The sequence below is a fragment of the Serratia sp. BIGb0234 genome (assembly GCF_024809915.1).
In the GTDB taxonomy this organism is placed as follows: domain Bacteria; phylum Pseudomonadota; class Gammaproteobacteria; order Enterobacterales; family Enterobacteriaceae; genus Serratia; species Serratia liquefaciens.
Window position 1 is genome coordinate 110,301 of the sequence record NZ_JANUEI010000009.1, and the last position, 13,814, is coordinate 124,114.

Genomic DNA, 13,814 nt, shown 5'->3' on the forward strand with positions numbered 1-13,814 from the left:
GTCGTCTTCACGCCGAATAGCCAAACGCGTTTACTGATCAGTAATTATTTAAGTTTAGGTAGAAATCGCCATGAAACGCACTTTCCAACCGTCCGTATTGAAGCGCAACCGTAGCCACGGTTTCCGTGCTCGTATGGCCACCAAAAATGGTCGTCAAGTTCTGGCCCGCCGTCGTGCGAAAGGCCGTTCTCGTCTGACTGTTTCTAAGTAATAAAAGCTAACCCGCTGAGTGGTTAAGCTAGCTTTTCCCAGGGAGTTACGTTTGTTAACTCCCACTCATTTCACTTTCGTCTTCCAGCAGCCACAACGGGCTGGCACGCCGCAAATCACCATCCTCGGCCGCCTGAACCAGCTGGGGCATCCCCGCATCGGTCTTACCGTCGCCAAAAAACACGTCAAACGCGCGCATGAACGCAATCGGATCAAACGCCTAACCCGCGAAAGCTTCCGTTTACGTCAGCACGAGTTACCGGCGATGGATTTTGTCGTGGTGGCCAAAAAAGGGATAGCGGATTTGGATAACCGCGCGCTGACGGAAGCTTTGGAAAAATTATGGCGTCGCCACTGTCGCCAGGCTCCCGCATCCTGATCGGGCTGGTGCGGGCTTACCAGCTCGTCATCAGTCCGCTGCTTGGGCCTCGTTGTCGCTTCCAGCCGACATGCTCTCATTACGCAATTGAGGCATTAAGCAGGTTTGGCATGATAAAAGGCAGTTGGTTAGCATTGAAACGCGTATTAAAATGCCACCCCTTGAACCCAGGTGGCGATGATCCCGTGCCGCCGAAACCCGACGATAACAGAGAACACTAACGATGGATTCGCAACGCAATCTTCTCCTCATCGCTCTGCTGTTCGTGTCTTTCATGATCTGGCAAGCCTGGCAAACGGACAATGCTCCGCAACCAGTCGCCCAGACCACGCAACAGACTTCGAACACTGCTACCGGTGATGCCGCAAGCTCAGCAGTTCCAGCCAGTGGTCAGGGTAAACTGATTACCGTTAATACTGACGTGCTGTCGCTGACCATCAACACCCGTGGTGGTGATATCGAGCAGGCTAAACTGTTGGCTTACCCGGACACTCTGGGTTCATCGACGCCATTCCAACTGCTGGAAACCACACCGTCATTTGTTTATCAGGCGCAAAGCGGCCTGACCGGCAGAAACGGCCCGGATAACCCGGCAAACGGCGAACGTCCTCTGTTCCAGGCGGCGCAGGACAGCTACACCCTGCCGGAAGGCCAGGAAGAGCTGCGCATTCCGCTGACCTTTACCGGTAAAGACGGCGCTATCTACACCAAGACTTTCGTGCTCAAGCGTAATCATTACGCGGTTGCTGTTGACTACAACGTCGACAACAAAGGCACCACCCCGCTGGAACTGACCCTGTTCGGCCAACTGAAGCAGACGACCGAGCTGCCTAAGCACCGTGACACCGGCAGCAACAACTTCGCTCTGCACACCTTCCGTGGCGCGGCGTACTCTTCCAGCGAAGACAAATACCAGAAGTATGCGTTCGATAAGGACGAAAACCTGAGTGTCACCACGCAGGGCGGTTGGGTTGCCATGCTGCAACAGTACTTCGCCACCGCATGGGTGCCGGCAACTCAAGGCAGCAACACCTTCTATACCGCCAAGCCTGGCGATAACCTGTCCACCATTGGCTTCAAATCTACTCCGGTAGTGGTGCAGCCTGGTGCGCAGCAGCAGCTGAATGCCACCCTGTGGGTGGGTCCGGAACTGCAAGACCAGATGGCCCAACTGGCGCCGCACCTGGATCTGACCGTGGATTACGGTTGGTTGTGGTTCATCTCTCAGCCGCTGTTCAAATTGCTGAAGTTTATCCACGGCTTTATCGGTAACTGGGGCTTCTCAATTATCATCATCACCTTCATCGTGCGTGGCATCATGTACCCGCTGACCAAAGCGCAGTACACCTCGATGGCCAAAATGCGCATGCTGCAGCCAAAACTGCAGGCGATGCGTGAGCGTATCGGTGATGACAAACAGCGCATGAGCCAGGAAATGATGGCGCTGTACAAGTCTGAGAAAGTGAACCCGTTGGGTGGGTGTTTGCCGCTGGTTATCCAGATGCCAATCTTCCTGGCGCTGTACTACATGTTGATGGGCTCGGTTGAGCTGCGCCATGCGCCGTTCGCCCTGTGGATCCATGACCTGTCGGCGCAAGACCCGTACTACATCTTGCCAATCCTGATGGGCGTGACGATGTTCTTCATCCAGAAGATGTCGCCAACCACCGTCACTGACCCGATGCAGCAGAAAATCATGACCTTTATGCCGGTGATCTTCACAGTGTTCTTCCTGTGGTTCCCGTCAGGTCTGGTGCTGTACTACATCGTCAGTAACCTGGTGACCATCCTCCAGCAGCAGCTGATTTACCGCGGCCTGGAAAAACGTGGCCTGCACAGCCGCGACAAGAAAAAGACCTAAGCGTATTGTAGGGGTTCGGCGCGCTGAACCCTTGCAGCAAAAGATAAGAGGCGGTCATTAAGACCGCCTTTTTGCATATTGAATCGTCAGAGAGAATCACTATGAGCACCACCGATACCATCGTAGCCCAAGCCACCCCGCCGGGACGCGGCGGCGTCGGCATTTTGCGTATTTCCGGCCGTGGCGCCAAAGACGTAGCCCAGGCCCTGCTCGGCAAACTGCCGAAGCCGCGTTACGCCGATTACCTGCCGTTCCGTGATGCCGAAGGCGCCACTCTGGACCAGGGCATCGCGCTGTGGTTTCCTGGCCCGAACTCGTTTACCGGCGAAGACGTGCTGGAACTGCAAGGCCACGGCGGGCCGGTTATCCTCGATTTGCTGCTCAAACGCGTACTGGCGCTGCCCGGCGTGCGTATCGCCCGTCCCGGCGAATTTTCCGAGCGTGCCTTCCTTAATGACAAGCTGGATCTGGCGCAGGCCGAAGCGATTGCCGACCTGATCGACGCCAGTTCCGAGCAGGCGGCACGTTCTGCCATGAACTCGCTGCAGGGGGCGTTCTCCACCCGCATCAACCAGCTTGTGGAAGCACTTACTCACCTGCGAATCTATGTAGAAGCAGCGATAGACTTCCCGGATGAGGAAATCGACTTCCTGTCTGACGGTAAAATCGAGGCGCAGCTCAACGGAGTCATGGCCTCTCTTTCCAACGTACGCGCAGAAGCGCGTCAGGGCAGCCTGCTGCGCGAAGGGATGAAAGTGGTGATCGCCGGGCGTCCTAACGCCGGTAAATCCAGCCTGTTGAACGAACTGGCCGGTCGCGAAGCGGCTATCGTCACCGATATCGCCGGCACCACTCGCGACGTGCTGCGCGAGCATATTCACATCGACGGCATGCCTTTACACATCATCGACACCGCCGGCCTGCGCGAAGCCAGCGACGAAGTGGAGCGTATCGGTATCGAACGTGCGTGGAACGAGATCGAACAGGCCGACCGCGTGCTGTTTATGGTCGATGGCACCACCACCGCGGCAACCGAACCGGCAGAGATTTGGCCGGAGTTTATGGCACGTCTGCCGCATCGTCTGCCGATCACCGTAGTACGTAACAAAGCCGACATCACCGGTGAACCCTTGGGCATGACAGAAGTAAATGGTCACTCACTTATTCGCCTGTCGGCGCGCACCGGTGAAGGTATCGACCTGCTGCGGGACCACCTGAAGCAGAGTATGGGCTTCACCAGCAATATGGAAGGCGGTTTCCTGGCACGTCGCCGCCACCTGCAGGCGCTTGAGCAAGCAGCCCAGCATCTGGTCGAGGGCAAAGAACAGTTAGTGAGCGCTTACGCGGGGGAGCTGCTGGCCGAAGAATTGCGACTGGCGCAGCAAGCGCTGAGTGAAATCACCGGCGAATTTACCTCAGATGACCTGCTGGGACGCATTTTCTCCAGCTTCTGCATCGGTAAATAAGCGGCGGTAACGTAACAAGCGACCTATTCACGGCCAGGACAAACCTTTGTTCTGGCCGTTTTTCTTTGCCCCGCTCTGCGCCTTGGCTCACAGAGCCGTCATAACTCCCTAGATATACTGGTGGGTCAGGGATCCTTCTCAGGAACGAGCAAAGATGGCATTAACCTTCAAGGTGCTGCTGGAAAACCGCCGCGCCGCCAGCGCCAATCCGTCACTGCTGGCCAAGGCAGGCTTAAGCCTGCTGCTTCAGGATGAAACTGCCAGCGTTTTATTTGATACCGGCCCTGACGGCAGTTTCCTGCACAATGCGCGGCTGATGGGCGTAGATCTCTCCACAATAACCGCAACCGTGCTCTCTCATGGCCACTATGACCACTGCGGCGGCGTCACCTGGCTGCCTGACGGCAGCCGCATTATCTGCCATCCGCAGATCGGCGACGAACGCTATGCGGCGCTGAAGGTACTGGGCCACACCCGCAAAATCAAAAAGCTCTCTTTGGATATCGATTACTCACGCCACCGCATGGAGTACAGCCGCAAACCACTGTCTATCAGCGATCGTTTTATGTGGTCAGGCGAAATCGCAGTACCCGCACCGCGCGCCTATGGCGTGATTGTCGGGGAAAATGCAGGAGTGGACTATGTCATCGACGAAGGCGTGCTGATTTATAAATCCGATCGCGGGCTGGTGATTATTACCGGTTGCGGGCATCGCGGGATCATTCACATCGTGCGTCACTGCCAGAAAATCACTGGGATCGATCGGATCCACGCTTTGATCGGCGGTTTTCATCTGCGCTGCGCGTCGCCGCGCACGCTATGGCGGGTAAGACATTTTCTTTATCAGCAAAAACCAGAGAAATTAATGGGGTGCCATTGCACCGGAACCTGGGGACGCCTGTGGCTACCGGAGGTGATGTCACCCGCGACCGGAGACACTTTCGTGCTGGAATAAGACGTTAACAAGCCAGCTGGTTTTCGCTTCCTGCCACAGAATCTGGCAGGAAGAACCCCCGACAAACGCCTGCTTTCTCCTCCTTCTTGCAAAAATTCACCTAAGCTTATCTCAGCGATTTCCGTCAAAGAGATAAGAAAAAATGAATGAACCACTGGATTTACTCGGCGTCGGCCTTGGCCCTTTCAACCTCAGCCTGGCGGCGTTGGCCTATGAAAGTGGTGCACTGAATTATGCCTTTCTCGATCGCAACGCCAGCTTCCGTTGGCATCCCGGCATGCTGCTCCCTTCCGCCTATATGCAGACCTATGTGTTGCAGGACCTGGTTACGGCGGTAACGCCTCGCAGCCAATTCTCCTTTATCAATTACCTGGTCGAGCAGAAAAAAATTTATCGTTTTCTGATTACCGAACAGCAAATTATCAGCCGTGAAGAGTTCTCCGACTATTTGAGCTGGGCCTGTAATAGATTAGAAGGGTTACAGTTTTCGCAGTCGGTTGAAAGCATCGATTTTGACGATGAAAAACAGCTGTTCAAAGTACGCACCCGCGACCAAACCCTGTGGGCGAAGAATATCTGTCTGGGCACCGGCCACGACCCCTGGCTGCCTGAGGAGTTTTATCCGGCACTGGGTGAAAACTGCCTGCATGCCGCCGAAATCGGCCTGCGTAATCCGGATCTGACCGGTAAGCGGGTGGCGGTGATTGGCGGCGGCCAAAGCGGTGCCGATATTTTTCTGAACGCGCTGCGGGGGCACTGGGGCGAACCGGCACAGCTCGACTGGATTTCCCGTCGGCCCAATTTTCAGCCGCTGGACGAGTCTGCCTTCACCAATGAATATTTCACCCCGGAGTACGTCGATTATTTTTATACGCTGCCGCAGGATATCCGCGAGCGCGAACTCAAGACTCAGAAACTGCCGGCCGACGGTATTAGTAACCATACGCTACGTACTTTGTACCGGGAGCTTTATATGCGTTTCGATGTGATGCACCAGCCGCGCAACGTGCGTCTTTTGCCGCATCGCACTCTGCTGGCGATCGAGCCGACAGGCAAAGGGTTCCAATTGCGCACCCGACACGGTCTTGAAAATCGCCAGGAAGGATTCAATGCCGATGTCGTCATTTTAGCAACCGGTTATCGCCCTTCACTCCCTGCCTATTTAAACCCCCTGTTGCCACGCATTCCTTTCGACGACCAACAACACTTGCCGTTACTGCCCGATTTTAACCTCGAATGGCAGGGGCCTGAGCAGAATCGCATTTATGCGGTGAATGCCGGTATCCACAGCCACGGCAGCGCGGAAGGCGGGCTCAGCCTGATGGCCTGGCGCTCAGCACGCATTCTGAATCATCTGCTCGGTAAACCCCATTTTGATCTGGCACCAAACGCCTCGCTGATCCAATGGTGGAGCGGCGCTGCCCCGGACGATGATATTACTCAAACAAATAAATAGGATAAAACGCATACTGTTTTTTGATGATAAATCCTCGACTTATGCTTAATCTAACTCCCCTGCGTTTTCAGCGACCCCTCTGGTATGGAGTGAATAATGGCGTGTCATTTTGCCCGATGGATCCCCACGTCCACCGCACTGGATACCCGGAGGCTCTCCGCCGAGGTCGTTGCTGCTACCACCGCTTTTTCCATTAAACGCCGCCAACGCTTTCTGCAGGGGCGTATCCTGCTCGCCGAAATGATGTTTTATCTCTACGGCCTGCCGACATTGCCCCCCATCGCTACCACACCTACCGGCCGTCCCTGTTTTGTCGACAACCACCTGCCCGATTTCAGCCTGGCCTACGCCAGCGATACGGTAGGGGTTTTGTTAAGCGATGAAGGCAAGGTGGGGCTGGATATTGAAGTCATGCGTGCCCGGGGCGGGCAACAGAAAAGGCTGCAAGACCAATTTCAAACGCCGGCAGAAAGTGCCTGGATCAGTGCGCAATACGATCGGCTGGAGGCGGAAACGCAGCTGTGGAGCATCCGTCAAAGCGTGTTGAAAATTTCCGGCCTGGGTAACAGCGGGCAATCGTCGCTGCTGCTGCACCCTTTTTCCGGCCACCTGCGATCCAGCATCACCCCCCAGGTTCAGGTAATGAGCGATGCCGACGAATATCTGAGCTGGGCTTGCGCACGCGAACCCAGCCTGGAACGTCTGGTATGCTGGCAGTATGAAGCCAATAAAGGCCTGCAGAAAAACGGCGAGATCTCTCCACGAGCACCGGCCAGTTCCACCCGCTTTATCAAACTGACCAGCCTGGCACTTCACCGCTGACATCGGCCGCTTACCCTGCGACGAACCCCTGAGATAAAACTTTCTTTAACGCATAAATTCCTGCATAAAACTGTAAAGTCAGCTAAATATTCAGCAATCATCTATTCTCTCCTGCAGCTTTGCCCTACTATCTCCTGATGTTCTAAGCTGAATCTGTTCATTCGAAAGGGAGAATCACCATGTCAGACCAAGCATTAAAAATCGTTACCCTGCTCGGCAGCCTGCGTAAAGGCTCGTACAACGCCATGGTCGCCAATGCCCTGCCGGGCCTTGCGCCACAAGGCGTCACCATCGAAGCGCTTCCTTCAATCCGTGATATCCCGCTGTATGATGCCGATGTGCAACAGGAAGAAGGTTTCCCTGCTGCAGTGGAAGCGATCGCAGAGCAAATCCGTCAGGCGGACGGCGTTATCATCGTTACCCCGGAATATAACTACTCGGTGCCGGGCGGGTTAAAAAACGCCATCGACTGGGTGTCTCGCCTGCCAAACCAGCCGTTAGCCGGTAAACCCGTAGCCATTCAGACCAGCTCTATGGGGCCGATTGGCGGCGCGCGCTGCCAGTATCACCTGCGCCAGATCCTGGTGTTTCTCGATGCCATGGTGATGAACAAACCGGAATTTATGGGCGGCGTGATCCAGAATAAAGTGGATGCTCAGGCTGGGGAGTTGATTGATCAGGGCACGCTGGACTTCCTCACCGGCCAGCTGTCCGCATTCAGTGATTATATTCGTCGACTGAAGTAAGATTATTTTACAGACGCCTTCGGCAGAAAATTGACTGAAGGCGTCATTCTTATGAGAGATCACTTTATAACCCATTAAAATTAAAGTCATAAAATTATGTATTTTCTCATTTTAGCCATATTACTGGCTTTCATCACCAGACCATTATCAGCCGCAGAAATGCGTTATCCCGCCGGAGAAGAGCCGATCGAGCTGCCGGTACATAGCCCTTTGAATGCCCAATACCCACGCACCGCCCAGGGCCAGGAAGACAAAAAGATCGCGGCCATGTCGCTGTACCTGACGCTGATGCGCGAAGACGGGCGGAACATATGGGCCCCCTATCAACTGGCGGCCTCTTCGGCGGAAAAGGGCCAAACCGAACTGGCGGAGCGCTATCTGCAGCTGAGTGCCGATCGCGGGTTGTGGTATTACTACAACCTGTTGGAGGACGACGCCTTCAATAGCATTCAGCACAGCAGGACCTATCAATCAATATTGGCGGTCACCAAAGCCCGCTACCTGCAACATGCGCATTGGTACGAAGGCAAAGCCAGCTACGCCATTCCTGAAGGCACACCGCCTGCCGGCGGCTGGCCAACGGTGGTGTACCTGCATACCTACGGCAAGAGCGCCGGCATCACACCCGAAGAGCGTTTGTTGTTTAGCGAGATGGGCGTGGCCTATGTTGAGATCAACGGTACCCAGATGCTGTCGGAGAACAGCTTCCGCTGGTCGAATTACAGTGACGAAAGCACCCAAAGCGCGATCCGGCGGGCTTTGCAACCGGCCGCAGAACTAAAACTCAACCCGCAGCAGGTCTACCTCACCGCCCGTGGGCAAGGAGCGCTGCACGCGGCCAATCTGCTGGCCAAATATCCCCAGCTATATGCCGGCGCGATGCTGATCGCCCCCAATGGTGAGATCAAGCAGGCCCAGCAATCGCTGGCGACCAATAAGCGCTTGGTGGTGGCGTATTACGATCGGCAAAACTTCAGCGATCAGGCGCTGGCGATGCATTTCGCCAATTTGTTCAGTGAGAATAACCAGGTAGAAACGCTGCATTTTTCTCAGGGAGAGAACCCTGACGGCGGCTGGCAGGCCCGTTTTAAACGACCTTTACAGTGGATGTTGCAGCAGGCGCCCGACGCAACGCCGGGTGCCTAAAAGATAACGGGGCCGACCAGCGTCGGCCCTTGCCGTATTAATGGCCGTCTACAAACACAATTTTCAGCACAAACAGCAGCGCCACCACCACCACGCATGGGCTGATTTCGCGCCAGCGACCGGTCCCCAGCTTCATCACGCAATAGGAAATAAAGCCGAGCGCAATGCCTTCGGTGATCGAGAAGCTGAATGGCATCATCACTGCCGTGACGAACGCCGGAACGGCTTCGGTCAGGTCATCCCACTTCACCCGCGCCAAACTTGATGTCATCAGCACGCCAACGTAGATCAGCGCGCCGGCTGCGGCATAAGCCGGCACCATACCCGCCAACGGCGACAGGAAAATCACCAACAGGAACAGGATACCGGTTACCACAGCGGTCAGGCCGGTACGGCCGCCGACAGACACCCCGGCGGAGCTTTCAATGTAGGCGGTAACCGAAGAAGTGCCGACAAAGGAACCGGCTACCGAACTGATGCTGTCGACATACAGTGCCTGCTTCATGCGCGGGAACTTACCCTTGTCGTCAGTCAGCCCGGCCTTGTCGGTTACGCCAATCAAGGTACCAGAGGAGTCGAACAGGTTGACCAGCATAAAGGAGAAAATCACCCCGGCCAGGCCAATATTCAGCGCCCCGGCCAGATCAACCTGACCCACTACCGACGTGATGTTAGGAGGCATCGAGAATACGCCGCCGTATTTCACATCGCCCAACGCCCAGCCGATCAGCGTGGTCACCACGATAGAAATCAGCACTGCCGCATGGAAGTTGCGTGAAGACAATACCGCGATGATAAAGAAGCCCAGCGCGCCCAGCAGCACGTTGTGCGAAGTCAGGCTGCCGATGGTCACCAGCGTGTCCGGGTTAGCCACCACGATACCGGCATTTTTCAGCCCCATCATGCCGATAAACAGACCGATACCGCTGGTAATGCCCACCCGCAGGCTCATCGGAATATTGGCAATCATCCAGTAGCGTACGCGGAAAATGGTCAGCAGCAATAAACCGACTGCCCCCCAGAAAATGGCACCCATGCCGATCTGCCATGAGATGCCCATTGCGCCGACCACCACAAATGCGAAGAACGCATTGAGGCCCATCGCCGGTGCCAGCGCTACCGGCAGGTTCGCCAGCAGGCCCATGAAAATGCTGCCGAAAGCGGCAATCAGACAGGTTGTCACGAACACCGCCTGCGTATCCATGCCCGCCGCGCCCAGGATTTGGGGGTTAACGAACACGATATACACCATGGTCAAAAAGGTGGTAATACCGGCAATCGTTTCCGTACGCGCCGTAGTGCCATGTTGCTTGAGTTTAAACACGCGCCCAAGCAAGCCTTGCTCGACGTCAAGGCCAGATACTGGTTTGCTCATTATCAGAATTCCGAAGAGGGGAATGGACAGTCGCCGGCTATCCTATGCCCAAAATAATTGGAGTCGCATCACGGCGGCAAGAACGCGAATCCCCAAGAGCTTACTCAAGTAAGTGACTGGGGTGAGCGTTCGCAGCCAACACAGATGCGGCTTCAAGTATGCCGGGTATATAACAAAAAGTCAGGGTTTTGATGCTGATCACAGGTTTTTTTCGCCGTCTTTACGGCCATAAACCCCAACAGGTTGTATTTGCTGATATTCATCGGAAAACCAGGATTCAGGAGTCGCAATCCTGCCTGATGCGGTTAAAGTGGCATTATCGCTGTTGACTCGAAGGACACTGACGCTGATGAACCAGATTGACTGTATTTTGTTTGATTGCGACGGCACGCTGGTGGACAGCGAAGTGCTGTGCAGCAAAGCCTATGTGCACATGTTTGCCCACTTCGGCATCCACCTGTCGCTGGACGACGTGTTCAGAAGATTCAAAGGAGTGAAGCTGTACGAAATTATCGAACAGGTTAATGCAGAACAGGGCACCACGCTGGCAAAGGAAGAGCTTGAACCGCTGTACCGCCAGGAAGTGGCCCGCTTGTTCGATAGCGAGCTGCAACAAATCGCCGGGGCGCGTGAACTGCTGGCACAGGTGAAGGTGCCGATGTGCACCGTTTCCAACGGCCCGGTCAGCAAAATGCAACACTCGCTCGGCCTGACCGATATGCTGCACTATTTTGATGACCGGTTGTTCAGCGGCTATGACATCCAACGCTGGAAGCCGGATCCGGCCATTGTGTTCCACGCCGCCGAAAAAATGCAGGTGCCGGTGGAGCGCTGCATCCTGGTGGACGATTCCGCCGCCGGAGCACAGGCAGGGATCGCCGCCGGGATCCCGGTGTTTTACTTCTGCGCCGATCCGCACAATAAACCTATCGATCACCCCTTGGTCACCGCATTCGATAATCTGGCGCAATTGCCGGCGCTCTGGCGTGAACGCGGCTGGCAGCTGACTAACTAGCCGGCAACGGCGGTTTGTTGCGCCACCAGCGCCATGACCGTTTTACAGCCCGGGTCTGCGGGCTGTAGCGGCGATTGATCGCATTGGCCAGCAGATCCAACGCCAGGCAGAACACGAAGTACACCAACGCGATAAACAGGAATACCTCCATCGGATACACCATGCTGCGGTTGTTGACCTGTGTCGCCAGAAAGGTCAGCTCACTGACACCAACGATATAGGCCAGGGAGGTGTCCTTGATCAGCGAAATCCACTGGTTGATAAACGACGGCACCATCATGCGCAGCGCCTGCGGCAGCACTATCAACCACAGCGTTTGCCAGCGGGTCAGCCCCAACGATAACCCGGCCTGCCACTGCCCCGGCCCGATGGCGGCAATGCCGGCTTTCACCGCATGCGCCAGATAGGCGGAGGCGATCAACGCCAGAGCGCAAACCACCGTGGTAATTTCAGGAATATCTACGCCAAAAACGATGGGCAGCAGGAAATAGGTCCAGAAAATCAGCATGATCACCGGAATTGCGCGGAAAAAGCCCAAAATCGCCGCCAACAGCCCGGCCACCACACCGCGTGACATCGCCAATGCCACCCCCAACAGCGTGCCGAGAATAGCCGAAGCCACCCCCGCCATCAGGCTGATAGCCAGTGTCAGCGCCGCGCCCCCCAGCGGCCCATCCGGCCAGGTGCCCCACAGCAGATATCCCAGGTTGTCGTAAATGATGCTGAAATCCATCTTAATGTCCTCCCAGCGGTTTACGCTGCTGCCGCCACATGCCCCAACCTTCTAATAGCGCAATGATGGCGATATACAACACCGTCGCCACGCCAAAGGCCTGGAAGGTGCGTAGCGTCTCGGTTTCTACCTGACGCGAAGCATAGGAAAGTTCAGCGACGCCGATCGCCATGGTCAGCGAGGAGTTTTTTATTACGTTCATGTATTGGCCCAGTAGCGGCGGCATGGCAATTTTAAGCGCCTGCGGCAGCACCACATAGCGCATGGCCTGCCATCCGGTCAGCCCCAGCGCGTTGGCGGCGTACTTTTGTCCGCTGGCGACACCACGGATGCCGGAGCGGATCTCTTCAGCGATAAAAGCAGTGGAGTAAAGCGTCAGGCCGAAGAAACCGGCCAGAAATTCAAATGAGGGCCACTCAAGCAGGCCGATGTGGTGTGGCGTATTCAGCCACTGCATGGCGGCAGACGGCAAAATCTGCCCGGCGGCGAAATACCAGAAGAACAGCTGCACCAGCAGCGGCGTATTGCGAAACAATGAGCTGTAACCGACCGCCAGCCAGCGCAGCACCCTCAGGCGGCTGTCACGCATCGCCGTCAGTAAAAAACCCAACAGCGTGGCTGCCAGGCTCGCACAGGCGGAAAGCCACAGCGTCAGCAGGAAGCCATCCCATAACCAGCTCAGATACTGCGGCGCCAGCAGCCAGTCTGAGAGTTGTTGCAGATTCATGCCTAATCCTTGTTTTGCACCATGCGCCAAGGGCGCAGCAAGCTGCGCCCCTCCGTTCTGACTTCACGACCCCGCAGAATCAGGCCTTAGGCTGCTGATCCAGGGGTGCGATGGTGAAATCGCCGCGCGGTTGAGCCGTTTTGGTTTCCGGCCCGAACCAGCGATTGTAGATTTTCACCGCTTCGCCGTCCTTTTCCAGTTTGATCAGCGTGTCGTTAACGCTGGCGGTCAGGCGATCTTCGCCTTTGGGAATGCCGACTCCCTGGTACTCTTTGGTAATGCTGAACGGCGAGATCTCGAAGTCAGCTTTCTGGGCGGCCGGCAGGTTGCCGAGCAGGCCCACCAGCTTGGCGTCATCCTGGGTGATCGCCTGCACGTTACCGTTACGCAGCGCCACGAACGCCAGCGGGGTATCGTCGTAAGAGATCACTTTCGCCGTCGGATAATGTTCACGCAGGGTAATTTCCTGCACCGTGCCTTTGTCCGCGCCAATGCGCAGCTTTTTGATGTCTTCCGGGGTTTTCAGCACGCCTTTATGGGCGATAAATTTCTGGCCGGTGGCGAAATACGGCACGCTGAAGTTCACTTCCTTGGCGCGCTCGTCGGTAATGGTGAAGTTAGCGGCAATCAGGTCGACCTTTTTCGAGACCAGCAAAGGAATACGGTTGGCCGGGTTGGTGGCTCGCAGCTCAACCTTCACGCCCAGCGCTTTGCCGATCGCATCGGCGACATCTACATCGTAACCCACCAGCTTTTTGCTTTGCGGGTCGATATAACCGAACGGCGGATTGCTGTCGAACACCGCGATACGCACTACGCCGGCTTTCTTGATGTCGTCGAGTTTGTCCGCATGCGCGGCACCGGTGGCGAGGCTGGTCAGGCTGGCTAATAAGGTTAAGGCCAAAGCGCGATGTTTCATGGGG

15 protein-coding genes are annotated in these 13,814 nt (G+C 55.9%); 11 read left to right on the forward strand and 4 right to left on the reverse strand.

Going from position 1 to position 13,814, the window contains the following annotated elements; all coding sequences use genetic code 11:
• Positions 1–70 precede the first annotated feature (70 nt).
• The 10 genes from rpmH to M2407_RS23560 all read left to right on the forward strand — a co-directional run bounded on the left by rpmH (position 71) and on the right by M2407_RS23560 (position 9,041).
• Positions 71–211, forward strand: coding sequence for a 50S ribosomal protein L34 (gene rpmH, locus M2407_RS23515; RefSeq protein ID WP_003849659.1), 141 nt, complete (start codon positions 71–73; stop codon positions 209–211).
• 18 nt (positions 212–229) lie between these two features.
• Positions 230–589 (forward strand): ribonuclease P protein component, encoded by a 360-nt coding sequence (gene rnpA, locus M2407_RS23520; protein ID WP_004950547.1) that lies wholly within the window; start codon positions 230–232, stop codon positions 587–589.
• Positions 553–810 carry a membrane protein insertion efficiency factor YidD gene (gene yidD, locus M2407_RS23525; RefSeq protein ID WP_012004505.1) on the forward strand — a complete coding sequence of 86 codons (258 nt, stop codon included), beginning with the start codon at positions 553–555 and terminating at the stop codon, positions 808–810. The genes rnpA and yidD overlap by 37 nt, the downstream gene beginning before the upstream one ends.
• Positions 811–812: 2 nt before the next feature.
• The gene (gene yidC / locus M2407_RS23530) at positions 813–2,450 is read left to right on the forward strand and encodes a membrane protein insertase YidC (protein ID WP_020837770.1); all 1,638 of its coding nucleotides are present in this window, start codon (positions 813–815) and stop codon (positions 2,448–2,450) included.
• 101 nt (positions 2,451–2,551) lie between these two features.
• Entirely contained in the window at positions 2,552–3,916 is a 1,365-nt protein-coding gene (gene mnmE / locus M2407_RS23535) for a tRNA uridine-5-carboxymethylaminomethyl(34) synthesis GTPase MnmE (RefSeq protein ID WP_115060915.1), read from the forward strand.
• Positions 3,917–4,070: 154 nt separating this feature from the next.
• Positions 4,071–4,871 (forward strand): MBL fold metallo-hydrolase, encoded by an 801-nt coding sequence (locus tag M2407_RS23540; protein WP_128864786.1) that lies wholly within the window; start codon positions 4,071–4,073, stop codon positions 4,869–4,871.
• Positions 4,872–5,013: 142 nt separating this feature from the next.
• Complete coding sequence (locus tag M2407_RS23545) at positions 5,014–6,327, forward strand: lysine N(6)-hydroxylase/L-ornithine N(5)-oxygenase family protein (protein ID WP_259220037.1); 1,314 nt, start codon at positions 5,014–5,016, stop codon at positions 6,325–6,327.
• A 96-nt stretch (positions 6,328–6,423) separates the two neighbouring features.
• Entirely contained in the window at positions 6,424–7,149 is a 726-nt protein-coding gene (locus M2407_RS23550) for a 4'-phosphopantetheinyl transferase superfamily protein (protein ID WP_020837736.1), read from the forward strand.
• A gap of 179 nt (positions 7,150–7,328) precedes the next feature.
• Positions 7,329–7,895, forward strand: coding sequence for an NADPH-dependent FMN reductase (locus tag M2407_RS23555; RefSeq protein WP_259220038.1), 567 nt, complete (start codon positions 7,329–7,331; stop codon positions 7,893–7,895).
• 96 nt (positions 7,896–7,991) lie between these two features.
• Positions 7,992–9,041: a hypothetical protein gene (locus M2407_RS23560; RefSeq protein WP_041415130.1), complete on the forward strand. Its 1,050-nt coding sequence runs from the start codon at positions 7,992–7,994 to the stop codon at positions 9,039–9,041.
• A gap of 37 nt (positions 9,042–9,078) precedes the next feature.
• Here M2407_RS23560 and M2407_RS23565 read toward each other — a convergent pair whose 3' ends face one another.
• Complete coding sequence (locus tag M2407_RS23565) at positions 9,079–10,416, reverse strand: NCS2 family permease (RefSeq protein ID WP_020837732.1); 1,338 nt, start codon at positions 10,414–10,416, stop codon at positions 9,079–9,081.
• Between the two features lie 349 nt (positions 10,417–10,765).
• On the opposite strand from M2407_RS23565, the gene yieH reads away from it, so the two are divergent.
• Positions 10,766–11,431 carry a 6-phosphogluconate phosphatase gene (yieH, locus tag M2407_RS23570; protein ID WP_115060905.1) on the forward strand — a complete coding sequence of 222 codons (666 nt, stop codon included), beginning with the start codon at positions 10,766–10,768 and terminating at the stop codon, positions 11,429–11,431.
• Here yieH and M2407_RS23575 read toward each other — a convergent pair.
• The 3 genes from M2407_RS23575 to M2407_RS23585 form a co-directional block, all read right to left on the reverse strand.
• A complete protein-coding gene (locus M2407_RS23575) occupies positions 11,424–12,164 on the reverse strand; it encodes an amino acid ABC transporter permease (RefSeq protein WP_048759323.1) in 741 nt (246 codons plus the stop codon). The genes yieH and M2407_RS23575 overlap by 8 nt on opposite strands.
• A gap of 1 nt (position 12,165) precedes the next feature.
• A complete protein-coding gene (locus M2407_RS23580) occupies positions 12,166–12,891 on the reverse strand; it encodes an amino acid ABC transporter permease (RefSeq protein ID WP_116691524.1) in 726 nt (241 codons plus the stop codon).
• 79 nt (positions 12,892–12,970) lie between these two features.
• A complete protein-coding gene (locus M2407_RS23585; protein WP_044554285.1) occupies positions 12,971–13,810 on the reverse strand; it encodes an ABC transporter substrate-binding protein in 840 nt (279 codons plus the stop codon).
• Between the last annotated feature and the right edge of the window lie 4 nt (positions 13,811–13,814).